Source organism: Corynebacterium sp. ACRQP (assembly GCF_022345915.1).
GTDB lineage: Bacteria > Actinomycetota > Actinomycetes > Mycobacteriales > Mycobacteriaceae > Corynebacterium > Corynebacterium lehmanniae.
In genome coordinates, this window is record NZ_JAKRMZ010000025.1 from 1 (window position 1) to 26,454 (window position 26,454).

The following is a 26,454-nucleotide window of genomic DNA, read 5'->3' on the forward strand; positions in this document are numbered from 1 at the left end:
AGCTGGCACAGGCCTCCCGGCAGAAGTCAGCATCATCCGCACCACCACCCAAACCGCCCCAACCCCACAACCCATCACGATCTAACACCTAAACCCGTTCACAACCACTTGACACAAAGCGGGAATCTGTCAGGCCCCCTAAACCCCCAGGTCGCCGCAGACGCCCGGCGGAATCTGTCAGGCCCCCTTCGGTCCAGCGACGCGAAAGTCGAGTCCGGGAGGTCGAGTCCGGGCCTAAAACAGGGCGAACTCGACCTCCGCCGCTCGACTTTCGGCGCCGCCCGGCCGCCCTACCGACCGGCCTCGATCTCGTTGCCCACGACCTCGGCGGCCGGCTTCTTCTTCCCCTGGTTGCGGAAGATGCCGTAGAACACCACCACCAGCAGCGCGATGGCGATCCAGTTGGCCACCTTGGCGTACTGTTCCAGCACCATCACGACCGGCTCACCGATCCACCAGCCCAGACCGAGGTAGAGGAAGGACCACAGCGTCTTGGAGATGAAGTCCAGGACCATGAACTTCCACAACGGCATCCCGGTCATACCCATGAGTACGAACACCACGAACGCGATCGGCAGCGGGATGGGCACGTAGGCGAGGAAGATGCCCAGCCAGCCCAGCTTGATGGCCCACTTCTCCACGCGCTCGATGTTTTTCGCGGCGCGCGGCGAGTTCGCGGCCTGCACGTCGAGGATCCCGCGGCCCCAGAGTTTGCCGGCCCACCAGTAGATCCAGTCGAACTTGATGTTCACGATCGAGCCGATGAGCAGGAACAGCAGCCAGTGCGGCGCCTCCCCCACCGCGGCGAGCGCACCTGTGGACGCGGCGCCGACGCGCGAGCCGGTCAGCGCCAGCATGATCGGCGGGTCCAGGCCTAAAAGCCACGCCCGCAGCGGGATCATGGCCAGGCCGAAGATGCCGACGAAGCCGAACCAGCCCAGGCACCAATAGTCGGCTTTGGTGGGTTTGCCGTTCCATGGCAGGCCGTCTTCTTCCCACCATTCCTTCTCGGCAGGCTCAGCAGGCTCGGCAGCCCTCTCGCGTGGATGCGCGTGTTCTTCCATAGGTGATCAACCTAGTGCACATCCGCCCGCACCCCCTACCCAAGCGGAGAATGAGGTGCTAGGTTCTGCGTGCACGCGACTCAGAGAGGAGGCGCAACATGGAAACACCACAAAACGAATCCGACCGAGGCACACGCCCTGTCGATGCCGGCCGGCTCATCTACGAGCTTTCACGGGAATACGGCGGCTTCGACAACTTCGAGCTTCCAGAGCGCACTGGCAGCCGGGACCTCCCGCTGGTTTAGGGCTTTTGCTTATCGACGGCAGCTGCCGCCGCAGCCCTCGCATCAGCGATGACTGCCGGCACGCCCACCCCACCAACCCACGCGCCGGTGAGGGAGATGTGGGAGGACTTTGGTTCGTCGAGAAGCAAACTGCGCACCTTGGTCACTGTGGCGAGGTGGCCTTCGTCGAAGCGGGGCAGGCCGCCGAGCCAGCGTTGGACGTAGATCTCCTCGAGGCCGGCGGCGCGGCCGTCGAAGCCGGTGATGGTTTCGAGGTCGTCGAGGGCCCAGTCCACGAGGTCGTCCTCGGAGGCGGTGATGGCGACGTTGTCGCCGAAGCGGCCGAAGCTGGCGCGCACCAGTGCCCCGCCGCGCGCGGCGAGGTGCGGCCACTTGCGCGAGGAGAACGTGAACGCCTTCGCGTGGACGTCCTCGGCGCCGGTGGACACGAGGACGCCGGAGTTCTGCGGCAGGCCTTCGTCGGTGGCAAAGCGCATGCCCACCACGGCGGAGTTGGCGAGCTTCACGGTTTTGAGCGCCTCGGAAGCCTCGGGGGCGATCTCCTTGAGCAGCAGCGCCGCGGTGGGTGCGGGCACGGCGAGGATGACGTGGTCGTAGGCCTTGTCCTCGCCGCCCTTGAGGCGGTACTTCGAGCCCTCGAGGCTGATCGCGGAGATGAACGCGTCGATGTAGATGTCCGCGCCGGATTTCTCGGCGAGGGTCTCGTAGACCTCCTGGTAGCCGTCGCGGAACGTCTTGAACACCGCGCCCTGGCCGGTGGGCATCTCGCGGCGGAAGCGCTCCAGGTTGGCCACGGCGGTGGACAGGTGGACCGGCCCGTCGGCGGCAAGGCGGTCGAATTCCTCCGCCAGCTGCGGGATGGTCGCGCGCACGCCGAGGTCGTCGGCGGTGCAGGAGTACACCCCGCCGAGCAGGGAGGAGACGATGTTGTCCACCACCTCGTCGCCGTAGCGCTCGCGCACAAGCTTGCCGACGTTGACGTCGCCGCCGACTTCCCAGTCGAAGCCCTCGCGGTCAGCCTCGGTGTCGATGCGCTGCGCGGTGTCCTCGCTGACCAGGTGCTTGACAGTCTCGGAGGTGGACGGGATGCCCATCACCCCACCGGTGGGCAGCGCGCGCGCCTCGCCGTCGACCCACACCAACGAGCGCAGGCCAGACGGCTCTACCAGGGAGTCGGCCAGGCCGAGCTCGGCAAAGAAATCCACGGCGTCCTGGCGGCGCGCCATGAACGCCTCGGCGCCCATGTCGGTGGGGCCGGCCTCGAAGGCGACGGTGTGGAGCTTGCCGCCGAGGCGGTCGGTGGCCTCGTAGACGTCGACCTTGAGGTCGTCTTCTTCCCCTGCGCGGGCGGAGCCCGTGCTGCGAAGCTCGTATGCGGCGGTCAGCCCCGCAAGACCTGCGCCGATGATGGCAATGTTCATTAGCTCTCCTCGTGGATGATCGCTACGGCTTCGGTGATCGCGTCCGCGTCGGTGGTGGGCAATACGCCGTGGCCGAGGTTGAAGATGTGCCCGGTGGCGTCGCCAGCTGCAATGGCACGCGCGGCCTCGGCCTTGATGCGCGCGACCTCGCCGCGCACCACGTTGGTGCCGGCGAACAGCATGGCCGGGTCCAGGTTGCCTTGCAGCACGCGCGGGGAGGCGAACCGCGTCGCGGCCGTGTCCAGCGGCACGCGCCAGTCCACACCCATGACTTCGCTACCGGCCTCGGACATCGCGCCGAGCAGTTCGCCGGTGGTCACGCCGAAGTGGATGCGCGGGATCTCGCCTGCCGCGGATTCGAGGATTTCCACCGAGTACGGCAGCACGAATTCGCGGTAGTCGGCTTCGGTGAGGAAACCCGCCCAGGAGTCGAACAGCTGCATCGCGTCGATGCCAGCCTCGACCTGCGTGCGCAGAAAGGCGACGATGGTGGGCACCAAGCGGCGCATCAGCGCGTGCCAGGTCTCCGGCTCGGCGTGCATCATCGCCTTGGTCTTCTCATGGTTCTTGCTCGGACCGCCCTCGACGAGGTAGCTGGCCAGGGTAAACGGCGCGCCGACAAACCCGATCAGGGCTTGGGTGTCGCTCAGTTCGTCGAGGATGATGCGGATGCCATCGGCCACGGCGGCGACTTCGTCGTCAAGCACAGGCAGCTTCTCGACGTCACTCCGCCCCCTCACCGCCTCCCCCATCACCGGCCCGCGGCCGGGCACGATCTCCACGTCCACGCCTGCCGCTTTGAGCGGGACCACGATGTCGGAGAACAGGATCGCGGCGTCGACGTCGTGGCGGCGCACCGGCTGCAGCGTGATCTCCGCGAGCAGCTCCGGCATGAAGCACGAGTCCAGCATGGGGATGCCTTCGCGCACTTCGCGATACTCGGGCAGGGAGCGGCCGGCCTGGCGCATGAACCACACCGGGGTGCGCGAGGGGGTGCGGCCGTGGGCCGCCTCGAGCAGTGGTGCGTTGGGGAGGTCGCGTCTGGTCATGGCACTCAAGCCTACCGGCGCAGGCCGTGAACCCGGAACCGGCTGGCGCGGCGGGAGCTGTACTCCACAAGCAGGGAACTTCCCAGCATGAGCAGGGTCGCGCCCACTGGCGGCAGCACGCCCGCGGCCGCGAGGATAATGGCGACGGCGTTGTAGATTCCGGCGAACCACAGATTCCTGTCAGCGATGCGGTTGACGCGGCGGGCGTGCTCGATGGCCTGGGGCACGGCCATGACGTCGTTGCGCACGAGCACGACGTCGCTGACGTTGTTCCAATTCGGCACCTTGGTGCCGTAGAGGTCCTCGCCGGCGTAGAGGATGCCGGAGTCCGCCACGCGCAGCACCGGCAGCACGCTGGAATCGCACACCATGGCCACGATGCCGCCCTGGGTGTGCAGGGCGCGCACCGCGGCGGGTTTCTCATTGGAGCGGATCCCGGCGAGCACCTGCGAGATGCCCAAAAAGTCCGCAAAGCGGCGCGCCACCGGGTAGGTGTCGCGCGAGAGCATCACGGTTTCCACGCCCATGGATTCCAGGGTGTCCACCGCCTCAATGGCGTCTTCCTTGGCGGGGTCGAACAGGGTGATCACGCCGCGGTCCTTGCCGTCCCAGCGCACCACCACCGGGGTGCCGCCGGTGGTGGCGGCCACCGACAGCTTGCCCTTGAGCTGGGAGAGGTTGGTCGGGCGCCACAGGGAGGCGTCGTACGTTTGCGTGCGGGCGTTATCGCCGCTGCCCCAGGTGGCGGTGACGCGGCCGCCGAACTCGCCGTCCGGGGTGATCGTGTCGTCGCTGACTTCGATCCAGTCCGGCAGGCGCGGGTCCCCGGTGCGGGCGTCGCGCACTTCGCGGGCCGCCTTCACAATGGCGCGGGAGGCCGGGTGGTCCGAGTCCGCGGACAGCACGCCGGCGATGCGCAGCACCAGCTCGCTGCTTTCGCCGGCCGCGGCGGTGACGGTTTCCACGTGCATCTCCGGCAGCACGAGCGTGCCCACGCGGTTGAACACCACCGTGTCCACCTTGGACAGCACCCGCAGCGCGTTGCCGTCGCGCATGAGCACGCCGTTGCGCACGGCAGCCTCGATGCCCTGGCGGATGGCCAGCGCCGGCGAAATGGCCAAACTGAACGGGGCGACCACGATCAGGATCGCCAAGGCTGTCGACGCCGCGGTGTTGACGTTGCCCGTAAACAGCAGCCACAGGCCGAAGTCCAGCACGGCAATCGCGTACGCGGCCGGGATGAGCATGCTGGCAGACCGGGTGGAGACCATCGTCGCGGCGTTTTGGTGGCGCGACGCCTCCTCCAGCCAACGTTGCACAGCGGTCAACAGCGTGGTGTGGCCGACGCGGACGGCGCGGACCTTGATGTCGCCTTCGCGCACCACGGACCCGGCGACCACGCGCTTGCCTACCTTTATCTGCGGACTGTCGTGGGTGTTCACCAGCTCCCAGCCGATTTCGCCGGAGCCACCGACGACCTCTCCGTCGACGGGGATGACCTGCCCGGCGCGCACACGGACGTCGTCGCCACGCATGATCTCTGTGGCCGGGAGCCGCTCGCAGCCGCCGCCCTTCTTGCGGTGGGTGACCTCGTAAAGGGACTCCGCGCCGGGGCGGCGCGCCTCCAGCTCGTCCAGCAGGTTTGTGCGCACGCGCATCGAGAAGAAGCGGCCGAGCAGCAGCAACGTGGTCACGGTGCAGGCGACCTCGAGGTAGAGCTCCGGGCCGCGGCCGATCTCCAGCGGCGCCCAGGCGCCGCTGGACTCGTAGCCGATGTGGCCCGCCTCAGTGAACAGCAGCACGGCGAATGACCACAGGTAGGCCGCCAAGATAGCGATGGAACTCGCGCCGTCCAGTGCCGAAAGGCCGCGGCGCACGCCGCCGGCCATCGCGCGGTGGAACGGGGAGGCGCACCACAGCGCCACCGGGGTGGTCAGGGCGAACGCTACCCACTGCCAGCCGGGGAACCCGAGGGCGGGCACGTAGGTGAGCAGCAGCACCGGGATGGTCAGCACCACCGCCAGCCACAGCCTTCCCGGGGTAACCAAGTCGCGGGCGGTAAACAGCACGTCGCCGCTGCGGCGCCCCGTACGGGGCTTGTTCTGCACGAATCCTTGGGCGCGGGCGAGCAGGTGTGCCGCTTCTTCCTTGCGGTGGTGCTTGGCGCGGCGCGGCATCGGGTGCTCCGACCAGTACCGGCCGTGCGCGCGGCGTTGCAGCGTGGAGTCCGTGATCACTGCGGTAACGCCGAATTGTTCGATGATCTTGATCAGGTGGTGCGGCGGCATGGTCGCCGGTGCGGTCACCCACGCCATGCGGGTGGGGTACACCAGGCGGGCGGAGACGCCTTCCATAGATTCCAGGGCGTCCTCGATCTCCGTCAGCTGCGGGCCGTCTTCCACTCCCCGCAGTTCGAAGGCGTAGGAGGCGTTGGGGCGCACGAGCTCGCCGTCCAGGTCGCGCCGTGCCGTGGCTGGGTCGATGCCAGCTTGGCGGGCGGCGTCGCGGGCCGCCTCGATGTAGTTGTCGAGCTCCCCGCCGCTCAGCTGCTCCAACTTGGCGCCTTCGCGCCCGGTGGTGCTGAGCTTTTCCAGGTCCCCGCCCTCGTATTTGCTCATTCCACGCCTTCCCAGACGTCGCCGCTGCGCTTATCTACAAACGCGTTGGCGGCCGGGCGGAACATGAAGAACAGGGCGAAGACCAGCACGCCGACCACCACGAACGCGGCCCAGCCGGCCACGCCGACGAAGAAGCTGGCCAGCTGCAAAAACACCGCCAGGCCGATGAACCCGGCCAACCAACGCCGCGCCACCTTCGAGCCTTTTGGCAGGTAGGCGCAGCACGAGGTAATGAGTGCGCCGAGGATGATGCTGCCCCAGGTGTAGACCCGCAGGTTGCGCGCGAATCTATCAATGAGCTCCTCGTCGGCCCCCTCAATCATCCACGTATCCGGCAGCCGGTCCGGCACCCCGTTGGCCAAGGTCAAAAACGCGATGACGAACATCAGCACCGCCGCGATCAGGCACAGGTAGTAGCCGATTTTCAGCGGCTTCGGCCACGCCGGGCCGACCTCACCGGTGAAGCGCCGGTTCCTGTCATTCGGGTCCGACACCATGGTCGGGAACATCCCTGCCACCGCTTAGCTCTCCTTCTTCTCCGGTGCTCTCGCCGCAACAGCACTACCACCGGACTTGTCCTTAGGCGGCTTGGTCCACGCCACGGAATCCTTGTCAACTGAATAGATGATGCCCAGGATGCCCGCAACACCAAGAATGATCTGGATGACGCCGTCTATGCCGAACATCGCGGTCGGCACCGCGGTGGAGGCCGGCACCATCATGAACAGCGTGACCATGCGCAGGGCGAAGAAGACGGAGAAGATCTGCAGCAGCCTGCGGGCGTTTTCCGCCCATTTCGCCTGTTTTTGTACCGCGCGCAGCGCGAAGACGAACAGCAGGATCACGCCGAGCTGCAGCAGCGCCATGATGAAGATCGAGCCGTACACGCTGGCGTTCATCAGCGCCTCGGAGACCTCGCCGTCGCCGTTTTTGGCGCGCTCCTTGGCCACCTCGCGCAGCGCGGACGGGTCGATCACGCTCGCCGCGACGGCGAAGATCTGGTGCAGCAGTTCCCCGCCGATCATCACGGTCCAGGCCGCGAGCATGTAGCGCACAGCTTCAGGCATGGAGCCCTTGTGCTTCTCGACGGCCTCCGGTCCCACCCTGCTCGGTGATCCCGGATTCATTGGGGGCAAGCTAACCATTGAGCCTCTTTGCTGCCTCGATGGCGTAGTAGGTGAAAATTTGGTCTGCCCCGGCGCGCTTGATGGACATCAGTGCTTCCATCATCGTCTCCTCGTAGTCGATCCAGCCGTTCTGACCGGCCGCGTTGAGCATGGCGTACTCGCCGGAGACTTGGTAGGCGGCCACCGGCACCGGGGACATCTCCGCGATCTTGGCCAGCACGTCCAGGTACGGCAGCGCGGGCTTGACCATGACAAAGTCTGCGCCTTCGGCGATGTCCAGCTCCGTTTCCAAAAGCGACTCGCGCACGTTCGCCGGGTCTTGCTGGTAGGTGCGGCGGTCGCCCTTCAGCGAGGAGCCGACCGCGTCGCGGAACGGCCCGAAGAATTTGGAGGCGTACTTCGCGGAGTAGGCCATGATGGCAACGTCGGCAAAGCCTTCGTCGTCAAGCGCCCTGCGAATCTTCTCAATCTGGCCGTCCATCATGCCGGACGGGCTGACAATGTGCGCGCCCGCGCGCGCCTGGGCCACCGCCATGTCGCAGTAGATCTCCACGGTGGGGTCGTTGTCCACCACTTCCCTGCCGTGCGCGTCGGTGGTGAGCACGCCGCAGTGGCCGTGGTCCGTGAACTCGTCCAGGCAGGTGTCCGCCATGATGATCAGCTCGTCGCCGAACTCCTTGCGCAGCAGCGCAATCGCGCGGTTGAGCACGCCGTCTTCAGCGACGGCGACGGAACCGGTGGCGTCCTTGTCCTCCTCGCGCGGCACGCCGAACAGGTCCACGCACTTCACACCGACCGCGAGCGCCTCGCGGCAGATTTCCACCAGCGACTCCGGGGTGTGCTGGTACACGCCCGGCATGGACGGAATCTCCCGCGGGGCGTCGATGCCGTCCGCGATGAACAGCGGGAGGATGAAGTCGGCCGGGTGCAGGCGCGTCTCCGTGACAAACTCACGGATAGCGGGGGTTTGCCGCAAGCGGCGGGGGCGTCGAATCAAGTCGTAATCAGCCATGCGCCACATCTTAGAACGCGCACCCGACACGACCCAGCTGGCGCGTTGCTAGCCAGCCGCGGCCGCGGTGTCCTCGCCGGCGCTCTTCGCAGCTTTCCGACGCTTCTTGCGCGGCGGCGGCAACTGCCCCGACGCGCGCAGCCCTGCCACGTGGTCGGCCAAGGCGTCGACGAGGTTGGGGATGTCGGCGACCTCCGGGACGACGTCGACACGCAAGCCTTGCTCCCGCGCTTCCGCCGCGGTGACCGGGCCGATGCAGGCGATGATCGTGCGCGAGTGCGGCTTGCCCGCAATACCCACGAGGTTCTTCACCGTCGACGGGGACGTGAAGCACACGGCGTCGAAGCCGCCGGTCTTGATCATGTCGCGCGTTTCCGGCGGCGGCGGGGCGGCTCGCACGGTGCGGTAGGCGACCACGTCGTCGACCTCCCACCCCTTCTCCTGCAGGCCGTCCACCAGCACGTCGGAGCCGAGGTCCGCGCGGGGCAGCAGCACGCGCGAAACCGGGTCGATGTCCTCGACGTACTCCGGGAACGCCTCCGCCAGACCGGCCGCGTTCTGCTTCGTGCGGTGCGGCACAAGCTCCGGCTGCATGCCGCGGGCGATCAGCGCGTTGGCGGTCTTCTGCCCCACCGCGCCCAGGTGCACGCCGGCGAACGAGCGGGCGTCCAGGCCCAGCTCCTCAAACTTCGACCACACGGCATCGACGGCATTGACCGAGGTGAACAGGATCCACTGGTAGCGGCCCTCCACGATGCCCTTGATCGCGCGGTCCATCTGCGCCGGGTTGCGCGGCGGCTCCAGCGAGATCGTGGGCACGGACTGCGGGATCGCGCCGTGCTGCGACAGGCGGGCGTTCATCACCCCTGCCTGCGACTTCGCGCGCGGCACAAGCACGCGCCAGCCGTACAGCGGCCGGTTTTCCCACCACGAGTACTTCGAGCGGTCGTCCGCCGCGGTGCCGAGGGTGACCACCAGCGGGCCCTCCAGCTCTGCGTCGAGCTTGCCCACGGTACCCAGCGTCGCGTCGAACGTGCGCTGCAGGCGGGTGGTGCCGCGCGTGGTCACCGTCACCGGGGTGGACGCCTGGAAGCCTCGCTGCGTGAGCTGCTCCACCATCTCCGCGAGGTGCTCCTGGTTCGCCTGGAACACCAGCGGCTGCGGAGCGGATGCGAGCTGGTCCCAGTCCACGCCGCCGTTGTTGAGGTCGGCTTCCGTGTACGTCGATCCCAGCGCGATTCCGGCGAACGACGGCACCGTCGACGGCAGCGACATCCCCGGCACCACCTGGAACTCCATGCCCTCGGCGGCCACCGCGGAGATCTCCTCCATCACTGAGTCGCGCGTCAGCGGGTTGCCGCATACCAGGCGGATGACGTCGCCGTCGCCGGCTTCGCCGCGCTCCACCGCTTCCGCGGCGTCGTTAAGCGCGAGCTTCAGCTTCTCGACGATCACTCCGCCGTCCAGCCCAACCTCCTGCAACTCCGCAGCAGTCGGGTCCTCTGGGCGGGGCGGCTTGCGCCGCGCGCCAGCCTCTTTCGCCTCCGCGCACATTTTCTCGTAGCGCTCGTTGGCCGCGTCCATCTTGGCTTTCGGCACTGGCAGCGCCGCCGCGACGACACTTCGGACCCCCGCTGACACCTCAGGGTCCACGAGGGCGATAGAATTGGATTCCATTACTTCGCGAGCGCGAACCGTGAGCAATTCAGGGTTACCCGGTCCAGCACCAACGAAGATCACCTTCCCCGGCTGGGGGGTGTGAGTGGGCTCTGTCATGGAGAAATCTCTTCTAGGCACAAATAAACCGCCCCCGCGCGGCTGGGTTCGCGGTGTTGATCGGCCTCACAACGGCCCACCGACCCGATTGCGCGGAGGGTATTGAACGTATGGTATCTCCACCATAAAATGCTTCAGCCCGAGAACAAAACCAGCGCTGTATTCCGCTCCGTCCGCACCGCCCGGAGCCTCAACCCCCGGATCGTCTAGCAGCGCAGTAACTCTGCTAGACGATCTCGCCGCTGCCGAGAAGCATTTCCAATATCACCTGGGGAAATGCCTCGCGCGCAGGCGGATCGTCTAGCAGCACGAGCGAGACTGCTAGACGATCCGCAAAGCTGCCGCTCCAGCGCTACTCCATCAGGTCGGCGGCGCCGCGCTCCAGCAGCACCTCGGCGACCTTGCGGCCCAGCTCGGCCGGGTCTGCCCCCTGGGCTTCCTCCACCAGCTGGCGGGAGCCGTCCAGGGCGAACACGCCGGCACGCAGGGTCACGCCCGAGCCGTCGAACACCGCCGAGGCGGCGACCGGCGCGGTGCAACCCGCCTCCAAACGGGCCAGCACGGCGCGCTCGGCGGTGGATTCGGCGGTGGCGGAGGCGTCGATAAGTGTGTCGATCGCCTCGCGCGCCACGGCGTCATCGGAGCGGCACTCCACGGCCAGCGCACCCTGGGCGGGAGCCGGCATGAGCACCTCGGGTGCGAAGACCTCGGTGGCGCGGTCGCCGTAGCCGCCGCGCACGAGGCCTGCGTAGGCCAGGATGATCGCGTCCAACTCGCCGTTTTCGACGTAGCTCATGCGGCGCTCGATGTTGCCGCGCAGCGGGCGGATGTCCAGGTCGGGGCGCACGGCCTTGAGCTGGGAGACGCGGCGTGGCGCGGAGGTGCCCACGCGCGCGCCTTCGGGCAGCTCGGCCAGGGTCAGGCCGTCGCGGGCGATGAGTGCTTCGCGGCTGTCCTCGCGCACGGGGATGATCATGTGGGCGCGCGGCTCGTCGGCAGTGGGCAGGTCCTTGAACGAGTGGACGGCGATGTCGACCTCGCCGTGAAACAGCGCGTCGCGCAGCGCGGAGGTGAACACGCCCACGCCGATGCGCTCCACAGGCGCCTGGGACAGGTCGCCCTGGGTGGTCACGATCTGCAGTTCGGCGGGGTGGCCGTGCTCGCCCAGCGCGTCGCGGACGTGCCCGGTCTGGGTGGTGGCCAGGTGGGATCCGCGTGTACCAATCTTGAACATCTACTTCTCCTTGCCGTGCAGTTCCTCGGGCAGCGGCAGCTTCTGCGCGTCCACCGCCACGGAGGGGCTTTCCAGCCCGAACAATTCGGTGACCGCCTCTTCCACGCTCACCGTTTCCGCCGTCGCCGCCAGCTCCTTGATCTTCACTGTCGGCTGGTGCAAAAGCTTATCGACGACACGCTTGACCATGCGGCTGACCTGATCAAAGTCGTCCTCGGACATCTCCGGCAGACGGGTGCGCAGGCGCTGCAGCTCCTGGCCGGAAATCTCCGCGGCGTTGCGGCGCAACCGCGTCACCGCCGGGGCGACCTCGCGCACGCGCTGCTCCGAGCCGAACGTGTCCACCTCTTCGGCCACGATCTCCTCGGCGCGGCGCAGCGCCCGGGAGTCCTCGTTGTCGCTGCAGCGCATCTTCTCGTGCAGGGACTCTATGTTGACCAGGTGCACGCCGTCGATGTCTGCCACGGCGTCGTCGATGTCGCGCGGCAGCGACAGGTCCGCCAGCACCAGCGGGCCGGGGACGTCGGCCGGGGTGATGGTGAACTCGTCGGAGGCGGTGGCGGAGACCACCAGGTCCACGCGGTCCAACACCGAGGCGCGGTCGGCGAAGTCCACCACCTCGGCGGGCACGCCGGCCTCGCGGGAGTGCTCGGCGAGGCGCTCCGCGCGGTCGCGGGTGCGGTTCGCCAGCACCAGCTTGTCAATGCCCTGCTTGCCCAGATGCGTTGCGGCCAGCGAGCTCATCGCGCCGGCACCTAAGACGAGGGCGGTTTTGCCCCGGAGGTCGTCGACAAGCATCAGCTCCATCGCCTCCTCGAGCGCGACGGTGACCATGGACGCGCCCGAATCGTCGATGCCGGTTTCGGTGTGCACGCGCTTGCCGGTGTGCAGCGCCGCCTGGGCCAGCGAGTGCAGGTTCGGGCCGACGGTGCCGCGCTCCACGGCGTCGACGTAAGCCGAACGCACCTGGCCGATGATCTGCTGCTCGCCCACCACCATCGAGTCCAGGCCGGACGCGACGGTGAAGATGTGCTCGGCGGCCGCGTCCGAGTAGCGCACGTACAGGTAGCGGCGCAGTTCAGCCGCGTCGACCCCGGAGACGTCCACAAGCACCCGCAGCACGTCCTCCACGCCGGCGTGGAACGCGTTGGTGACGGTGTAGACCTCCAGGCGGTTGCACGTGGAGATAATCATCGCCTCAGACAGCGACGGCTGCGCGATGAGGGCGCCCGCCGTGCCGTTTTGGACCTCCGCGTCCATGCTGAGCCGCTCCAGCAGGGCCACAGGCGCCGACCTGTGCGACATCCCCACAAGCAGAACACTCACGCAAAACCCTCCAGTCAGTTGAAAATCACACTAGAGAATAGTCCTTTAGTTGGACAGCTCCGCGTCGAGGTCGTCGTTGTCCACTTCCCAGCAGGCGAACTCCTCGCCGTCGATGACCACAACGGGCACGCGGTCGCCGTACTCCGCAGCGAGTTCCGGGTCCCGGTCGACGTCCACAAGCGCGAGCTGAACGCCGTGCTTCGCAACCACAGGGGCGATCTGGCCCGCCACCCGCTCGCACGAACCGCACGTGGACCGGACCATCAGCTCCACCTTTTTCATCGCCGCTCCTCCTGTGAGTGCCATTGCCAGGGCGTTGTACGATTGCACACGCTAACACCCCCACCCGAAAGGGCCCGTAGTTCCATGTCTGATCAGCGCGAAATCCTCGCGCAGTGGTCCCAGTCCCAGGGCAACCTGCGCCGCTTCCTTGAGGATCGCGTCATACCCCCGCTCGACGACGACGCGCAGCGCACCGCCGGCCGCGCCGCCGCAGCCGCCGCGGTGGAAGAGACCTTCGGCATCAACATCGACGACTTCGCGCTCGGCGTGGACTCCGTCGGCGGCGCCTTCGAAACCGCCGGCCGCCAGAAGATCACCCCGCCCGACCCGGAGATCCCCCAGGACACCGAAGCCGCCGCGTTTTTCGACGTGGACAACACGCTGATCCAGGGCTCCTCGCTGATCCTTTTGGCCCAGGGGCTGTTTAAGAAGCGGTTCATCACCCTTTCCGAGCTCGCCCCTGCACTACGCAAGCAGATCCGCTACCGCGTCTCCGGCTCCGAAAACGCCGACGACATCGCCGAGGGCCGCGAGCAGGCCCTGGCCGTTGTGAAGGGCAAGAGCGTGGCGGAGCTCAAGCAGGCGTGCCGGGAGATCGTGGACAACCGGATGCTGGAGAAGTCCTACGCCGACACCATCGAGCTGGCCGCCATGCACCTCGCCGCCGGGCAGCAGGTGTGGCTGGTATCCGCCACCCCGGTGCAGATCGGCCAAGCACTCGCCGAAACGCTCGGCTTCACCGGCGCGCTGGGCACCGTGGCGGAGGAAAAAGACGGCAAGTTCACCGGCCGCCTCGTCGGCGACATCCTCCACGGCCCCGGCAAGAAGCACGCCGTGGCGGCGCTGGCCGCGCTGCAGCAGCTGGACCTGTCCAAGTGCACCGCCTACTCCGACAGCATCAACGACCTGCCCATGCTGGAAATGGTCGGCTCGCCGGTGGCGATCAACCCGGACCGGGCACTGCGCAAGCACGCCAAGGCCCAGGGCTGGGCGGTGCGCGACTACCGCTCCGTGCGCCGGGTGGTGCGCGCCGGCGTGGTCCCGGCCGTGTTGGCGGGCGCGGGCCTGTGGTGGTGGCGCCGGCGGCGGTAGGCGCGGCCGTGGCGCCGGGCCAGGGCGCTGGGTGCTAGATGCTTACCCGAGGATGCTTACCGGCGCTAGATGCTTACCCGAGGATGCTTACTTCTCGAGTGACGCGGCGGTCGCGGCCGGAGGTTCGTCGAGAAGTAAGCGTTTAGAAGTAAGCATCCTCGGACGGTAAGCATTTAGAAGTAAGCATCCTGGCCCGCAGACACGAAAAACCCGCCCTCGAAAGGGCGGGTGAACGCTCGCGGCTTACTTGCCGAGCTTACGACGCTGCACGCGGGTGCGGCGGAGCATCTTGCGGTGCTTCTTCTTGGACATGCGCTTGCGGCGCTTCTTAATCACTGAACCCATTGGGCTACCTCTTTCCTATTCAAAGTGCGTACGTACGCGGCCGGAGCAACCGCTTCCGCGGCTCGTGGGAGGTGCACACTCCCACAGGAAGTGGCCGACCTGATCGTTCAAAGCATACCGGCAGGCCTTTTCAGGGCCAAAAACACCCGCCGCACCGGAAAACCGGTGCGGCGGGTGTGTTCTCGAGGTCCTGTAAATGAGACCCTTGGACTATCCCACGTCGTAGACGGAGGACTCCAGGTACTCGCTCACTGCCGTCTCGTTCACGCGGAAGGAGCGGCCCACGCGGACGGCGGGCAGCTCGCCGGAGTGAACGAGGCGGTAGACGGTCATCTTGGATACGCGCATGATCTCCGCGACCTCGGCAACCGTCAGGAACTTTCCTTTATCTTCGTTAACCACTAATTCATACCTCTCGGCACGCAAACGCGCTGCAGGCTTCCCCTCCCGCAGGACGAACACGCACGTGCTTGAACCACCCTAACGTGAAACCAGCGTCGAGTGCGACTTAAGTGGAAGAAAATTTTCAAAGTGCAGGCAGTGAACCCACAGAAACGGTTGTGAAAGTTGGGATTTGGGCTACTTGCCCAGCTCGTCCGAGCGCTCCGCGCAGATCTCGGTGGCGCGGTAGAACGCGCCGCGCAGGCCGGACTCCTCCAGCTCGCGGATTGCGCGCACCGTGGTGCCGGCCGGCGAGGAGACGTTCGCCCGCAGCTGCACGGGGCTGTCTTCGCCCTCGAGCATCGCGCCGGCGCCCGCGGCGGTCGCGCACGCCAGCTGCTCCGCCAGGTCGCGCGGCAGGCCGAGCGACACGCCCGCGTCCACGAGCGCCTCGGTCACCAGGAAGAAGTACGCCGGCCCGGACCCGGAGATCGCGGTCACGGCGTCCATCTGAGATTCGGCAACCTCCACGACCTGCCCCGCGGCGGACAGCAGCTCCACCACGGCGTCGCGCTGCTCGTCGTTGACAAACCGTCCGCACGCAGTGGCGAGCACGCCCTTGCCCACCAGCATCGGCGTATTCGGCATGACACGCACGATCGGGGTGCCGGCGGCGGAGACGGCATCCTCCATCGCGGCGAGGGTCACGCCCGCTGCCATGGAGACCAGCACGGTGGCGGAGCCGGAGTCGGTCAGCTCCTCGCCGACCTCCGCGATGACGTCCAGGATCTGCGCGGGTTTGACGCACAGCAGCGCCACGTCCGCGTCGCGGACGGCCTCGCGGTTGTCGGAGGTGGTGCGCACCCCGTAGCGCTCCGCGAGCTCACCGCTTCTCGACGAGGACCGGTTCGTCGCCGTAATAGACCCCGGCTCCACCCCATTGGCAACGAGGCCCGAGATGAAAGCCTCGCCGATATTGCCTGCACCAATGACGGCGATGCGTTCCATGTCGCTCCTTTGAAAAGTCGTTGCGCGTTTTACAGCAGTGCCGGGCCGAAGGCCACCACCGCGGCAGCCAGGCCAGCGATGATCATGGTGACCTTGTCGCGGCCGCCCGCCATCGCGCCGACGGCGGCGACCACCGCGGCCACCGCGGCGACGCCGACCAGTACCGCCACAATCGCCATCGTGTTGGCCCACAGCCACTTGAACGCCAAAAAGCCCAGCACACCCAGCAGTACGCCGAAGAACACCAGCAGGACCAGCAGGATCGGGTTGACCGACGCCTCCTCGACCTCGTAGTCGGTGTCGTATTCGGCCTCAGGGGCGTCGAGGGAGTCCTCGCGCGCCTGCGGCTCCGGCGCGTCGACGGTGCGGATCTCGCCCGTGTCGTCCGACTGCGCGAGCTCTTGCTTTACGACGGGCTCCGCCTTGCCCTCGGGCTTAGCTTCGTCCTCGGGCTCAGCTTCGACCTTGCGCAACACCGTCGTGTCGTCGCTGGCCGGCTGGACCTTCGTGGTGGTGGAAGCCGCGGGCACCGGGACGGGCTTCTCCACAGGCTTGGACACCGGCTTTGACACAGGTGCAGCGGCCGGCTTTTCCACCGGCTTGGGAGCCTGCTCAGCCGGCTTGGCTGCCGGACGCAGTTTCACGGACTCCGCCTGCGCGGGCTTGTCAGCCGGCTTCGGCGCCACCTTCGGCTCAGGCTTCGACACCGGCTTCGGAGCGACCTTCGACACCGGCTTCGGCTCGGTCTTCGACGCCGGCTTCTGCGCGGCCGGCGTCGGCTCAGGTTTCGGCGCCTGGGTGGGGGTCTTTTTGGGGGTATCCGAAGGTGCGTCGATAGGCACGCTGGAGTGCTTCACCTCCGCCGGCTTGGCCTCGACCTTCTTAAACGAGTCGGTCAGCTCGGCGACGGAAACGCCACCGTCCTCGAGGCTGCGGCGGCGACGCGGGCGGCGCGCGCCGGACGGGTTTTCCTTTTCGGCGCGCGCGAGGAGCTCGGCAACTGTGAGCTGTTTGTCGGCCATTAGTTGTCGTCTCCTTTTTTGGCTTGAATCTCAGCGTCCAAAGACCCCTTGTCGATGCGCTTGAGAATCACACCCTCACGCAAGGCCCACGGGCAGATCTCTAACTTATCAACATTCAACGCACGCATCGCAGCTTCCGCCACCAGCGCACCTGCGACAATCTGGTGGGAACGGTCCGAGTTGATGCCCTCGAGCTCCGCGCGGTCCGCCGCCGTCATGCGGGAAATGAACGCGATGAGCTGGCGCAGACCCGGCGCGGTAAGCGTGCGCTGCACAAACGGGCCGGCGGACGACGGCGCAGCACCCGTGAGGCGGGCCAGGGAACGGAACGTCTTGGACGTGCCCACGGCCAGACCGGTCTCCCCCATCGCCTTGAACTGCTCGGCAGGACCGGCGAGTTCCGCGTCGATGTAGTCGCGCAGCATGTTGATCTTCTTGCGCTCCGGCGGGTCGGTGTCGAACCACTCGTGGGTCAAGCGCCCCGCGCCCAGGTCCAGGGACACCGCCAGGTCCGGCATCTCCTCGGTGCCCGTGGAGATCTCCAGGGAGCCGCCGCCGATGTCGAAGTTGGTGATGCGGCCCGCGGACCAGCCGTGCCAGCGGCGCGCCGCCAAAAACGTCAGCCGCGCTTCCTCCTCGCCGGAAAGGATGTTCAGCTTCACGCCGGTCTTCTTCTCCACGCGCTTGAGCACGTCCGCGGAGTTGGTGGCCGAGCGCACCGCGGAGGTGGCGAACGCCACGAGCTCCTCGCACTTGAGGTTGTCCGCGAGGTCGGAGGCCTCCTGGACAGCGTCGACGAGCTTGTCCACGCCCTTGTCCTCGATATTGCCCTTTTTGTCCAGCAGCTCAACGAGACGCAGCGGCTGCTTCCAATCGCTCATCGGCGTCGGCCGGCTACCGCTGTACGCGTCGACCGCCACGAGATGGATCGTGTTGCTGCCGACATCTAATACACCTAATCGCACCACCCCAGGGTAACGGGTCTACCGTGTCCAGGTGTGAATCAACCAGCCCCGAAACCCGTTTTTCTCGGCTTCCCGGCGGACTCGCCAGCCGGCCGCTCCATCCTGGCGGGGCGCGAAACCCGCCCCGATTTCCCGCGCGAATGGTTCGAGTTCGTCCACCCGGACGACCCGAACCACATCTTCTCCATCGACCTGACCTGGGCGGAGGCCACCTGGTCCTGCCACTTCGGCACCCCTGAGTGCCACGGCATCGACGAATCCAACCCGGCCGTGGGCTGCTGCATCCACGGCGCCTACATCGCGGACGAGGAAGACCGCGACACCGTCTACAACGCGGTGAAGGACATGCCGGCGAAGTACTGGCAGCTGCGGCCCGCAGAGACGGACGCCTACTTCGCGGCCAACGACCCGACGTGGCTCGAGCCGTGGCTGGAATGGGACGAGGAAGACGACGCGCTCGACACCGAACCCGACCCCGACGACGAAGAGGCCGGGCCCCACATCAAGACCAAAGTCGTCGACGGCGCCTGCATCTTCGCCAACCGCCCCGGCCACCCCACCGGCGCCGGCTGCGCGTTCCACCAGTTCGCCATGGCGGAGGGACGCAACATCGTGGGCACCAAGCCGGAAGTGTGCTGGCAGGTGCCGTTTTCCCGCGAGGACGCGTGGGAGGAGCGCTCAGACGGCCAGGAGATTCTGCGCACCACCATCGGCGAGTACCACCGCCGTCAGTGGGGCGGCGGCGGAGAGGACTTCGACTGGTGGTGCACCTCCGCGCCCGCCTGCCACAACGGCGGCACGCCGATTTGGCAGTCGATGAAAGACGAGCTCATCGCGCTGATCGGCGAAAAGCCGTACCGTGTCGTCGCCAAGCATTGCGAAAAGCGCGCCCAGCTCAGCGACGACCTCCGGGCCACCCACCCCGCAACCCAAGCCGCGCGCGAGTAGCCGCGCTTACGCTTCGAATTTGTAGCCCAGGCCGCGCACAGTGACGAGCTGGGTGGGTCGCGACGGCTGCGCCTCGATCTTCGTGCGCAGGCGCTTGACGTGCACGTCCAGGGTCTTGGTGTCGCCGACGTAATCGGCGCCCCAGATACGGTCGATCAGCTGGCCGCGCGTGAGCACCCGGCCCGCGTTGCGCAGCAGGTACTCCAGCAGGTCGAACTCTTTGAGCGGCATGGGCACCGGCTGGCCGTCCACAAGCACCGTGTGGCGCTCCACGTCCATGGTCACGCGGCCGCCCTGCAGCAGCTGCTCGTCGTCTTCCTCGACCACCTCGGTCTCCGGGCCGCGGCGCAGCACCGCGCGGATGCGGGCGACCAGCTCGCGGGTGGAGTACGGCTTAGTCACGTAATCGTCCGCGCCCAGCTCCAGGCCCACAACCTTGTCGATCTCGCTGTCGCGGGCGGTGACCATGATGATCGGCACCGAAGACTCGGCGCGCAGCTTCTTGCACACCTCCGTGCCGCTCATCCCCGGCAGCATCAGGTCCAGCAGCACCAGGTCGATGTCCTGGGAGGCGAACAGGTCCAGCCCCGCCTGCCCGTCTGCGGCCACAACCGCCTCGAAGCCTTCCTTGCGCAACAGGTAGGCCAAAGGGTCGGACAGCGATTCCTCGTCTTCAACGATGAGAATGGTCGTCACTTCACTCTTCCTTTTCTGCTCTGCCGGCGGCCTCGGGGTCATACAGGGGCAGCTCAATGGTGAACGTGGAGCCCGTCCCAGGCCTCGACCACAACGTAATGCTACCGCCATGGTTCGCCACCACGTGCTTCACGATGGCCAAACCCAGCCCCGTGCCGCCCGTGGAACGCGAGCGCGCCTTATCCACCCTGTAGAACCGCTCGAACACGCGCTTCTGGTCCTCCGGCGCGATGCCGATGCCGCGGTCCGTGACCCGGATCAGCACCACATTGTCGCGCACCAGCTTCTGCGTCACGCTCACCGGCTGCCCGCTCGGCGAATAGTTGATCGCGTTGGTGATCAGGTTGGACACCGCCACGGTGAGCATCGCCCGATCCCCCATCACCCGCAGCCCCAAACGCTGGCCGCGGGTGAGCTCGATGCCGTGGTTTTCAGCGGTGACCAGGTTGCGGGCAACCGCGTCGTCCACGATGTCGTCCACACGCACCGGCGCCATGTCCGGCAGCGCCTCGGCGCCCTGAAGCTTGGACAGGGAGATCAGATCCGTGATCATCTCCCCCATGCGGTGGGCCTCCTTGTGTAGCTTGGTGCCGAAGTAGTCCACCATCTCCGGGTCCGTCGGGTCCTGCAGCAGTGCCTCGGCAAGAAGCGCAATGCCGCCGACCGGGGTTTTCAGCTCGTGGGAGACGTTTGCTACGAAGTCGCGGCGCGCGTTTTCCATGCGCACGTTTTCAGACTCGTCCGAGCCGTACACGATGGCGTAGGAGTTGTCCGTCAGCATCAGCGGCGCAATCAGCGCGCGCACATTGCGGATGCGGCTGCCCGTGGTGCGCTGCGGCAAATCCAGGTCCAGCACCTGCTCTTCCTGCTGCTCAAGGACCTCTTCGGCCACCTCGAGCACACGCGGGTTGACGCTGCCGTCGTGCACGATGGACATGTCGTGGGCGCGCGCGTTGGACAGCATCACCTTGCCGGCGCGGTTGATGACGGCAATGCCGGTCGGCGAGCCCTGCGTAACCAGGTGCAGCACCTGGCTCACTGCGGCTGCGGTGTCGTCCTGCCCGCCGTCATCCGCCCGGTTGCGGGCACGCCAGCGAAGCGCCCGCTGGCCGAGCAGCACAGCGGGCACGGTCAGCGCGGCGCCGATGAAAAAAGCGAGAATCGGCGTCACGGTGTGATTCGAGGCTTACTTCTGCCCCTGGTTCGCCACAGCAGCGGCGCCAGCCTCAGCGGCCTCCGGGTCCAGGTAGGTGCCGCCCGAGTTGAGCACCTTGCCGTTTTCATCGATCTCGTACACCAGCGGCATGCCAGTGGGGATGTTCAGCCCGGCGATCTCCTCGTCGGAGATGTTGTCCAGGTACTTCACCAGCGCGCGCAGCGAGTTGCCGTGCGCTGCGATCATGACGTTCTTACCTGCCATGGCGTGCGGCGCGATGACGTCGATGTAGTACGGCAGGAAGCGCTCCACCACGTCCTTGAGGCACTCGGTGCGCGGCACCTCAGGCAGGAAGGCGTAGCGCGGGTCGTTGGTCTGCGCGTACTCGTTGTCCGTGTCAATCTCCGGCGGCGGGGTGTCGTAGGAGCGGCGCCACTGCATGAACTGCTCCTCGCCAAACTCCTCGCGAATCTCCGCCTTGTTCAGGCCCTGGAGCTTGCCGTAGTGGCGCTCGTTGAGGCGCCAGCTGCGCTCCACCGGGATCCAGTGGCGGTCAGCCGCGTTCAGCGAGATGTTCGCAGTGCGGATCGCGCGGCGCAGCAGCGAAGTGAACAGGATGTCCGGCAGGACACCCTTTTCTTCCATGAGCTTGCCGGCGTTGACGGCTTCGGCCTCGCCCTGTTCGGTCAGGTCCACATCGACCCAGCCGGTGAACTGGTTCGACTTGTTCCACTCGCTCTGCCCGTGGCGAACGAGAATCAGCTTTCCGTTACCCATGCCTTCAAGCATGCCACGGATGGGCGAAACTGTCGGGGGTTTGTCGGGGGTTTAGAGTCTGAAGGCATGTTTTCACCCCGCTCCGCTTCCGCCCTCGCCGCCAGCCTCGCCGCCGCCTGCGTCGCCCTCGCCTCCCCCGCCGCGCCCACCGCCGCCGCGGCAGCCCCCGCGCTCGCCGCTCCCGGCGCGCCGATCGCCATGCTCGACGAAGGCTCCGATTCCTTCGTCCACACCGCGCGGTGCAGCCAGGGCCCGGTTGGTACCGTGCGCACCCCGGACGGTGAGACGAAGCAGGTGATGGTCACTGCGGCGCACTGCATGGAGTCCAAGAGCAAGACTGTCCGCCCGGTCGTGTTCGCGCCGCTGCGCGAAGGCGGGAAGGTGGCCTACCCGCGGGTGGGGGACGTCGATAGGCAACGCACCCCGTTTGAGCTGGGCAACGGCGAGTTGATGGACTTCTACCGCATCATCGACGAGCCTGACTGGGTCACGGTGCGTCTCGCGCCCGGCGTGGAGGCGTCAGGCGCGTCGTCGTCGGTGGATCAGAAGGGCCGCGGCCCGTCCGCGCCGGCGGCGATCACGGGGGTGAAGGACTACCGCAACCTGCGCGGCGACGAGCTGATCAGCTTCGACAACGCCGGCCAACCCATCTGCAAGGACGGGATGCGCACCGGCCGCTCGTGCGGCGTGCAGATGTTCCGCACCCAGAACTTCGTGTGGCACTTCGGCGTGGGTTACGAGTCGGGCGATTCCGGCGGCATCAACTACGACCCGCGCACCGGCGAGGCTGTGGGGCTGAGCATCATCGGCTTCGGACCGTTCGGCAACTCGCAGCAGGTGGATCGCGCACTTGAGGACGCCTACGGCATCCCCGACGGCCATGTCAACGAAGCGTTCACCCCGGCGGCCCCTGCCCCGCGCGCCGACTTCGCGCCGTTGTACGAGGAGGTCGGGCAGTTCTCCCCCGACAAGGCACCGCAGCTTGTCGACGGCCCCCAGCCACGCGAGCTGCTCGACCGCGCCGTGATGGGCGCCCAGGCGGACGCGGCGCGTTTCAGCGCGGAAGCCGCGCAGCTGCCGCAGGCCGAAAATCCGGTCGCGGCGGCGCAGGACCTCGCCGGTCGCGCGAACGCTGCGGTGCAGCAGCACGCGGGCGATGTGCGCGGCGCCGTCGACGCATTCCTGCGCTAGATCACACCGCTGACCACCTGAAACGCCGGCGCGGTGGACTTACACTGGAGGTATGAAAACCCCTGCGTCCCTCGCCGCCGCAGCGCTGTTGTTGTGCCTGGCGGCGCCACTAACCACATTCACGGCACAGGCCGCGGAGCCCGCGCTCGCCGCACCCGGCGCCCCCTTCCGCGTCCCCGCCGTCAACCCGCCCGCGCAGGTGGCCACGCCGTGGGGTGAGCGGCTCAACGCGCCCCCGGAGCTCTACACCGTCACCTGCTCGCAGGGCCCGACCGGCACCGTCGCCACCCCGACGGGCCCGCAACGCGTGATGCTCACCGCCTCGCACTGCGTGAACCGGATCCCCGGCATGCCGGAGCCGTCCACCGAGGTCACCGTGCCGGTCGGCGACGGCTACACCCGCATCGGCACCCGCGGCCCGAACAGCGGCCCCACCACCGACACCCAGTCGCTCGCCGATCTGCCCGCAGCGCTCACGGAACCCGACTGGGCGTTCGTGCGTATCGACGACTCCGCCACCGCCACAAACCTCTCCCACTCCCGCGACGCCGCCGGCGGTTCTGCGGGTGCCCCTGTGCAGCTCACCGGCATCCGCGACTACCGCACGCTTCGCCCCGGCGAGTACTCGGTGGACAACTTCGGCCAACCGATCTGCAAAGACGGCGCCACCACCGGACGGTCCTGCGGAAGGCAGATCGCCCGCGGCCGCGACACCGTCTACAGCGTCGGCGTCGCGGCGGAAATGGGCGATTCGGGCGGGGTGAACTTCGACCCGCGTGACGGCGCCGTCATCGGCACCTCCCATGGCGTGATCGGGCCGCTGTTCGTCTCCCAGGCCGCGGACCGCGCGCTCGAGGACGCCTACGGCATCCCCGACGGCCAGGTCAACCAGGCGTTCCAGATCGCAGGCACCGCCCCGCGCGCGGAGTTCACCACCAGTGGCGCGGAACGCGAACGCATCGACCGGGCCACGCGCGAGCTCAACCCCGGGTACGTCCCGCCGAACCCGAAGACGGAGCTGCGCCGCGCCGTAAACGAGGCGGGCCAAGCCGCCCACGAAACCGCGCGCCGGGCGCTGCGTGGCGGGGTGGACGCTGGTGAGGTTCAGCGGCTCGTCGAAAAGCATGGCAACGATATCGCCCTATGGGCCGGGTTTGCACGTTAAGGTAATTCTCATGCGATTCAGCCTTCGAACACCAGCAACAGCACTTGCAGCAGCCAGCATGCTCGCACTTCAGGCCCTCCCCGCGCCGGCGGAAGCCGCGCCCGCGCTCGTCGCACCCGGCGCGCCGATGCGAGGGTTCCCCCAGGACCCGCCGAAAACAATCGACCTGCCCAACGGCCAGAAACTGACCATGCCGCGCGACGGCTGGGCCGGCACCTGCTCCCAAGGCCCCAACGGCACCCTGCACCTGCCTGGCGAGGAACCGCAGCGTGTGATGCTCACTGTCTCCCATTGCGTGAACACCATGCCCGGCTTCCCGGAGGTGAAAAACGAGTTCTACGCCCCCGTGGGCACCGAGTACAAGCGCTTCGGCGAGCGCGTGGCGTCCAACCACGTCACCCCGGAAGCCATGAACCTGAGCGACCCGATGCAGTCCATCCGCACTGCCGACTGGGGCGTGGTGCGCATCGACGACGGCGTGACCGAAACCGGCCTGTCCCACTCCCGCGACTTCAACGGCGGCGTGCAGGGCGAACCGGTGAAGATCACGCATGTGCGCGACTTCCGCACGCTCGCTCCGGGCGAGGTCTCGGTCGACAACTTCGGCCAGCCCATCTGCAAGGACGGCGCCACCACGGGCCGCACCTGCGCCAAGCAGATCGGCCGCACAAGAAACGGCATCTACAGCTGGGGGCTGAACTACGTGCAGGGCGACTCCGGCGGCGTGAACTTCGACCCCCGCGACGGCGCCGCCATCGGCGTGTCCTCCATGACGCTCGGTCCCCTCGGCAAGGCTCAGCCGGTGGACCGCATTATCGAGGACGCCTACGGCATCCCCGACGGCCACGTCAACGAAGTGTTCACCCCCACCGACTCCACCGCGCCGCGCGAGAACTTCACCACCTCCGGGGATGAGGAAGAGCGCGTCGCGGCCGAGATCGAGCGCCTCAACCCCGACTTCAAGCAGCCGGTGCCTCGCGACGAGCTCCGCAAGGCCGTCGACAACGCCCAACAGGAAGCCGCTGGCCTGGCGCAGAAGGCCTCGCAGGGCCAGTTCGACCCGGCGGAGATCAACCGCGCCATCGGATACCACTCCGACCGCATCGGCTACTGGGGCGGGGCGTCCCTCGGCGAGGAGATCGGCAAGCGCCTCTAGCTACATCCCGCCGGCGTCTCGGGTGGCCTCGCCCGGGACGTAGCCGGACAGAGTGTCGGTGTAGACCTCTATCAGTTTGTCCGCCGAGGCGGCCCAGCTGAACGCTTTTGCGTGGCTGACGGCCTGTTCGCCCATGTGGATGCGCGTGGGATCGTCGATAAGCAATTGCTCCAGTGCTTGCGCCCACGCCTCCGTGCCGTGGCCGTTGACGAGCAGGCCCGTCTGACCGTCCGCGACCGCGAGCGGGAGGCCGCCGACGCGCGCCGCGACGACAGGAGTGCCCGCGGCCTGCGCCTCCACCGCCACGAGCCCGAAACTTTCGTTGTAGCTGGGCACGGCCACAATGTCCGCGGCCTGGTAAATGCTAACCAGCTCCTCCGGCGGGCGCGGCCCGAGGAAGCGGGTGCAGCCGCCAATGCCTTCCGACGCCGCAAGCTCGCGGTAGCGCTCCACCGACGAGCCCGCGCCACTCGCGCCGCCGCAGATGATCACGCGCAGCGGGCCGTCGACCCGGCCGCGGCGCACAACCTCCCCCATCGCCTGGATCAGCACCTGCGGGCCCTTGAAATCCTGCAACCGGCCCACAAACGCCACCACCTTCGCGTGCAGCGGAATACCCAGGTGGCGCCGCGCAAGCTCCGTGTTCCGGTTCGTGCCGGGGGTGAACAGCTCCGTGTCTGCGCCCGGGCTGACCACGGAAATTTTCGCCGGGTCCACGTCGTAGAAGCGCGCGAGCTCGCTGGTCTCGTCCTCGGTGTTGACCACTAAGACCTCGGCGTTGTCCACTAGCTGCTGCTCGCAGATGCGGCGCGCCTCAGACTCGGAAGCGTCGGTGGCGTAGGCGTTTTTCACCGCCGCCCAGGTGTGCCCGGTGTGCACCAGCGGGATGCCCGCGAGGTCCGCCAAGAGCCACCCAACCTGGCCGGAGAGCCAGTAGTGGGAATGGATCAGGTCGTAGTTTTCGTCGTTCGCGCGGGCGAACTGCACCACCCCACCGGAAAATGCGGCGAGCTGGGTGGGCAGGTCGTGCTTCTCCAGCCCCTCGTAGGGCCCGGCCACCACGTTGATAACCCGGTAGCCGGGCTCCACCTCCACCACCTCGCCCTGGCTGGGGCGGGTGGCGCGGGTGAACACGTCCACCGTGGTGCCCTTGCGGGCCAGCTGGGTGGCGGTGTTGTGGACGTAGACGTTCATGCCGCCGGCGTCGCCGGTCCCCGGCTGCTCGAGCGGGGAGGTGTGCATTGAGATCATGGCGACGCGCATGCGGGCAAGATTAGCGCACACGGGTTTCACCTAGGTTCCTGACAGATCACGGCGGCCGTTTGCACCGACCTGGGCCGGAAGGGCCCGGCTGACAGATTCGGCCGCGAAGTGTCGGGGCGGGGCCGCGACGCCCGA

The 26,454-nt window shown here is 67.5% G+C and carries 25 protein-coding genes and 1 pseudogene; 6 read left to right on the forward strand and 20 right to left on the reverse strand.

What is annotated here, in order from left to right; all coding sequences use genetic code 11:
- Positions 1 to 290: 290 nt before the first annotated feature.
- Entirely contained in the window at positions 291 to 1,064 is a 774-nt protein-coding gene (locus tag MHY23_RS09835; protein ID WP_239307398.1) for a DedA family protein, read from the reverse strand.
- Positions 1,065 to 1,162: 98 nt separating this feature from the next.
- On the opposite strand from MHY23_RS09835, the gene MHY23_RS09840 reads away from it, so the two are divergent.
- Positions 1,163 to 1,309, forward strand: coding sequence for a hypothetical protein (locus tag MHY23_RS09840; RefSeq protein WP_181889714.1), 147 nt, complete (start codon positions 1,163 to 1,165; stop codon positions 1,307 to 1,309).
- Here the strand turns inward: MHY23_RS09840 and MHY23_RS09845 are convergent.
- The 10 genes from MHY23_RS09845 to MHY23_RS09890 all read right to left on the reverse strand — a co-directional run bounded on the left by MHY23_RS09845 (position 1,306) and on the right by MHY23_RS09890 (position 13,154).
- Positions 1,306 to 2,730 carry a protoporphyrinogen oxidase gene (locus MHY23_RS09845; RefSeq protein WP_239307399.1) on the reverse strand — a complete coding sequence of 475 codons (1,425 nt, stop codon included), beginning with the start codon at positions 2,728 to 2,730 and terminating at the stop codon, positions 1,306 to 1,308. The two genes, MHY23_RS09840 and MHY23_RS09845, sit on opposite strands and share 4 nt — an antisense overlap.
- Entirely contained in the window at positions 2,730 to 3,779 is a 1,050-nt protein-coding gene (gene hemE, locus MHY23_RS09850) for a uroporphyrinogen decarboxylase (RefSeq protein ID WP_239307400.1), read from the reverse strand. Before hemE ends, MHY23_RS09845 begins: the two co-directional genes overlap by 1 nt.
- 11 nt (positions 3,780 to 3,790) lie before the next feature.
- Positions 3,791 to 6,397, reverse strand: a complete 2,607-nt coding sequence (locus tag MHY23_RS09855; RefSeq protein WP_239307401.1) for a cation-translocating P-type ATPase — start codon at positions 6,395 to 6,397, stop codon at positions 3,791 to 3,793.
- Positions 6,394 to 6,915: a hypothetical protein gene (locus MHY23_RS09860; RefSeq protein ID WP_239307402.1), complete on the reverse strand. Its 522-nt coding sequence runs from the start codon at positions 6,913 to 6,915 to the stop codon at positions 6,394 to 6,396. The genes MHY23_RS09855 and MHY23_RS09860 overlap by 4 nt, the downstream gene beginning before the upstream one ends.
- A gap of 3 nt (positions 6,916 to 6,918) precedes the next feature.
- Positions 6,919 to 7,524, reverse strand: coding sequence for a hypothetical protein (locus tag MHY23_RS09865; RefSeq protein WP_239307403.1), 606 nt, complete (start codon positions 7,522 to 7,524; stop codon positions 6,919 to 6,921).
- A gap of 10 nt (positions 7,525 to 7,534) precedes the next feature.
- On the reverse strand, positions 7,535 to 8,536 hold the full coding sequence (hemB, locus tag MHY23_RS09870; protein ID WP_370645846.1) for a porphobilinogen synthase: 1,002 nt from the start codon (positions 8,534 to 8,536) through the stop codon (positions 7,535 to 7,537).
- A gap of 48 nt (positions 8,537 to 8,584) precedes the next feature.
- Positions 8,585 to 10,312 carry a uroporphyrinogen-III synthase gene (locus tag MHY23_RS09875; protein ID WP_239307405.1) on the reverse strand — a complete coding sequence of 576 codons (1,728 nt, stop codon included), beginning with the start codon at positions 10,310 to 10,312 and terminating at the stop codon, positions 8,585 to 8,587.
- Positions 10,313 to 10,664: 352 nt separating this feature from the next.
- Positions 10,665 to 11,546: a hydroxymethylbilane synthase gene (gene hemC / locus MHY23_RS09880; RefSeq protein WP_239307406.1), complete on the reverse strand. Its 882-nt coding sequence runs from the start codon at positions 11,544 to 11,546 to the stop codon at positions 10,665 to 10,667.
- The gene (locus MHY23_RS09885; protein WP_269952141.1) at positions 11,547 to 12,872 is read right to left on the reverse strand and encodes a glutamyl-tRNA reductase; all 1,326 of its coding nucleotides are present in this window, start codon (positions 12,870 to 12,872) and stop codon (positions 11,547 to 11,549) included.
- 45 nt (positions 12,873 to 12,917) lie between these two features.
- Positions 12,918 to 13,154 (reverse strand): glutaredoxin family protein, encoded by a 237-nt coding sequence (locus tag MHY23_RS09890; RefSeq protein WP_239307429.1) that lies wholly within the window; start codon positions 13,152 to 13,154, stop codon positions 12,918 to 12,920.
- 84 nt (positions 13,155 to 13,238) lie between these two features.
- On the opposite strand from MHY23_RS09890, the gene MHY23_RS09895 reads away from it, so the two are divergent.
- The gene (locus MHY23_RS09895; protein WP_239307407.1) at positions 13,239 to 14,246 is read left to right on the forward strand and encodes an HAD family phosphatase; all 1,008 of its coding nucleotides are present in this window, start codon (positions 13,239 to 13,241) and stop codon (positions 14,244 to 14,246) included.
- Between the two features lie 243 nt (positions 14,247 to 14,489).
- On the opposite strand, the gene MHY23_RS09900 is transcribed toward MHY23_RS09895, so the two are convergent.
- The 5 genes and pseudogenes from MHY23_RS09900 to MHY23_RS09920 all read right to left on the reverse strand — a co-directional run bounded on the left by MHY23_RS09900 (position 14,490) and on the right by MHY23_RS09920 (position 17,967).
- Positions 14,490 to 14,591: a 30S ribosomal protein bS22 gene (locus tag MHY23_RS09900; protein WP_003855542.1), complete on the reverse strand. Its 102-nt coding sequence runs from the start codon at positions 14,589 to 14,591 to the stop codon at positions 14,490 to 14,492.
- A 210-nt stretch (positions 14,592 to 14,801) separates the two neighbouring features.
- Complete coding sequence (locus MHY23_RS09905; RefSeq protein ID WP_034997092.1) at positions 14,802 to 14,993, reverse strand: helix-turn-helix domain-containing protein; 192 nt, start codon at positions 14,991 to 14,993, stop codon at positions 14,802 to 14,804.
- Between the two features lie 177 nt (positions 14,994 to 15,170).
- A pseudogene (gene proC, locus MHY23_RS09910) lies at positions 15,171 to 15,992 on the reverse strand (pyrroline-5-carboxylate reductase); the annotation flags it as partial.
- 17 nt (positions 15,993 to 16,009) lie between these two features.
- Positions 16,010 to 17,002: a hypothetical protein gene (locus MHY23_RS09915; protein ID WP_239307409.1), complete on the reverse strand. Its 993-nt coding sequence runs from the start codon at positions 17,000 to 17,002 to the stop codon at positions 16,010 to 16,012.
- Positions 17,002 to 17,967, reverse strand: coding sequence for a Ppx/GppA phosphatase family protein (locus MHY23_RS09920; RefSeq protein WP_239307410.1), 966 nt, complete (start codon positions 17,965 to 17,967; stop codon positions 17,002 to 17,004). The genes MHY23_RS09915 and MHY23_RS09920 overlap by 1 nt, the downstream gene beginning before the upstream one ends.
- 33 nt (positions 17,968 to 18,000) lie before the next feature.
- Here MHY23_RS09920 and MHY23_RS09925 point away from each other — a divergent pair, with 33 nt between their 5' ends.
- Complete coding sequence (locus MHY23_RS09925; protein WP_239307411.1) at positions 18,001 to 18,915, forward strand: hypothetical protein; 915 nt, start codon at positions 18,001 to 18,003, stop codon at positions 18,913 to 18,915.
- Positions 18,916 to 18,921: 6 nt separating this feature from the next.
- Here the strand turns inward: MHY23_RS09925 and MHY23_RS09930 are convergent, their stop codons facing one another.
- From MHY23_RS09930 to MHY23_RS09940, 3 genes are read right to left on the reverse strand one after another with little or no spacing between them, the layout of a single operon-like run.
- On the reverse strand, positions 18,922 to 19,611 hold the full coding sequence (locus MHY23_RS09930) for a response regulator transcription factor (RefSeq protein ID WP_181889699.1): 690 nt from the start codon (positions 19,609 to 19,611) through the stop codon (positions 18,922 to 18,924).
- 1 nt (position 19,612) lies between these two features.
- Positions 19,613 to 20,782, reverse strand: coding sequence for an ATP-binding protein (locus MHY23_RS09935; protein ID WP_239307412.1), 1,170 nt, complete (start codon positions 20,780 to 20,782; stop codon positions 19,613 to 19,615).
- A gap of 15 nt (positions 20,783 to 20,797) precedes the next feature.
- Positions 20,798 to 21,544, reverse strand: a complete 747-nt coding sequence (locus tag MHY23_RS09940; RefSeq protein ID WP_239307413.1) for a phosphoglyceromutase — start codon at positions 21,542 to 21,544, stop codon at positions 20,798 to 20,800.
- A gap of 66 nt (positions 21,545 to 21,610) precedes the next feature.
- On the opposite strand from MHY23_RS09940, the gene MHY23_RS09945 reads away from it, so the two are divergent.
- From MHY23_RS09945 to MHY23_RS09955, 3 genes are read left to right on the forward strand one after another with little or no spacing between them, the layout of a single operon-like run.
- Complete coding sequence (locus MHY23_RS09945; protein ID WP_239307414.1) at positions 21,611 to 22,735, forward strand: S1 family peptidase; 1,125 nt, start codon at positions 21,611 to 21,613, stop codon at positions 22,733 to 22,735.
- Positions 22,736 to 22,787: 52 nt separating this feature from the next.
- Entirely contained in the window at positions 22,788 to 23,900 is a 1,113-nt protein-coding gene (locus MHY23_RS09950) for a S1 family peptidase (protein WP_239307415.1), read from the forward strand.
- A gap of 58 nt (positions 23,901 to 23,958) precedes the next feature.
- Positions 23,959 to 25,056 carry a S1 family peptidase gene (locus MHY23_RS09955; protein WP_239307416.1) on the forward strand — a complete coding sequence of 366 codons (1,098 nt, stop codon included), beginning with the start codon at positions 23,959 to 23,961 and terminating at the stop codon, positions 25,054 to 25,056.
- Here the strand turns inward: MHY23_RS09955 and mshA are convergent, their stop codons facing one another.
- Positions 25,057 to 26,319, reverse strand: a complete 1,263-nt coding sequence (gene mshA / locus MHY23_RS09960; protein ID WP_239307417.1) for a D-inositol-3-phosphate glycosyltransferase — start codon at positions 26,317 to 26,319, stop codon at positions 25,057 to 25,059. It abuts the gene before it with no gap.
- Positions 26,320 to 26,454 lie beyond the last annotated feature (135 nt).

Excerpts from the sequence above, each read along its gene's own strand:
- MHY23_RS09835 (WP_239307398.1), bottom strand. The coding sequence starts at position 1,064 with ATGGAAGAACACGCGCATCCACGCGAGAGGGCTGCCGAGCCTGCTGAG.
- MHY23_RS09840 (WP_181889714.1), top strand. The coding sequence starts at position 1,163 with ATGGAAACACCACAAAACGAATCCGACCGAGGCACACGCCCTGTCGAT.
- MHY23_RS09845 (WP_239307399.1), bottom strand. The coding sequence starts at position 2,730 with ATGAACATTGCCATCATCGGCGCAGGTCTTGCGGGGCTGACCGCCGCA.
- hemE (WP_239307400.1), bottom strand. The coding sequence starts at position 3,779 with ATGACCAGACGCGACCTCCCCAACGCACCACTGCTCGAGGCGGCCCAC.
- MHY23_RS09855 (WP_239307401.1), bottom strand. The coding sequence starts at position 6,397 with ATGAGCAAATACGAGGGCGGGGACCTGGAAAAGCTCAGCACCACCGGG.
- MHY23_RS09865 (WP_239307403.1), bottom strand. The coding sequence starts at position 7,524 with ATGAATCCGGGATCACCGAGCAGGGTGGGACCGGAGGCCGTCGAGAAG.
- hemB (WP_370645846.1), bottom strand. The coding sequence starts at position 8,536 with ATGGCTGATTACGACTTGATTCGACGCCCCCGCCGCTTGCGGCAAACC.
- MHY23_RS09875 (WP_239307405.1), bottom strand. The coding sequence starts at position 10,312 with ATGACAGAGCCCACTCACACCCCCCAGCCGGGGAAGGTGATCTTCGTT.
- hemC (WP_239307406.1), bottom strand. The coding sequence starts at position 11,546 with ATGTTCAAGATTGGTACACGCGGATCCCACCTGGCCACCACCCAGACC.
- MHY23_RS09890 (WP_239307429.1), bottom strand. The coding sequence starts at position 13,154 with ATGAAAAAGGTGGAGCTGATGGTCCGGTCCACGTGCGGTTCGTGCGAG.
- MHY23_RS09895 (WP_239307407.1), top strand. The coding sequence starts at position 13,239 with ATGTCTGATCAGCGCGAAATCCTCGCGCAGTGGTCCCAGTCCCAGGGC.
- MHY23_RS09900 (WP_003855542.1), bottom strand. The coding sequence starts at position 14,591 with ATGGGTTCAGTGATTAAGAAGCGCCGCAAGCGCATGTCCAAGAAGAAG.
- MHY23_RS09915 (WP_239307409.1), bottom strand. The coding sequence starts at position 17,002 with ATGGCCGACAAACAGCTCACAGTTGCCGAGCTCCTCGCGCGCGCCGAA.
- MHY23_RS09940 (WP_239307413.1), bottom strand. The coding sequence starts at position 21,544 with ATGGGTAACGGAAAGCTGATTCTCGTTCGCCACGGGCAGAGCGAGTGG.
- MHY23_RS09945 (WP_239307414.1), top strand. The coding sequence starts at position 21,611 with ATGTTTTCACCCCGCTCCGCTTCCGCCCTCGCCGCCAGCCTCGCCGCC.
- MHY23_RS09950 (WP_239307415.1), top strand. The coding sequence starts at position 22,788 with ATGAAAACCCCTGCGTCCCTCGCCGCCGCAGCGCTGTTGTTGTGCCTG.
- MHY23_RS09955 (WP_239307416.1), top strand. The coding sequence starts at position 23,959 with ATGCTCGCACTTCAGGCCCTCCCCGCGCCGGCGGAAGCCGCGCCCGCG.
- mshA (WP_239307417.1), bottom strand. The coding sequence starts at position 26,319 with ATGCGCGTCGCCATGATCTCAATGCACACCTCCCCGCTCGAGCAGCCG.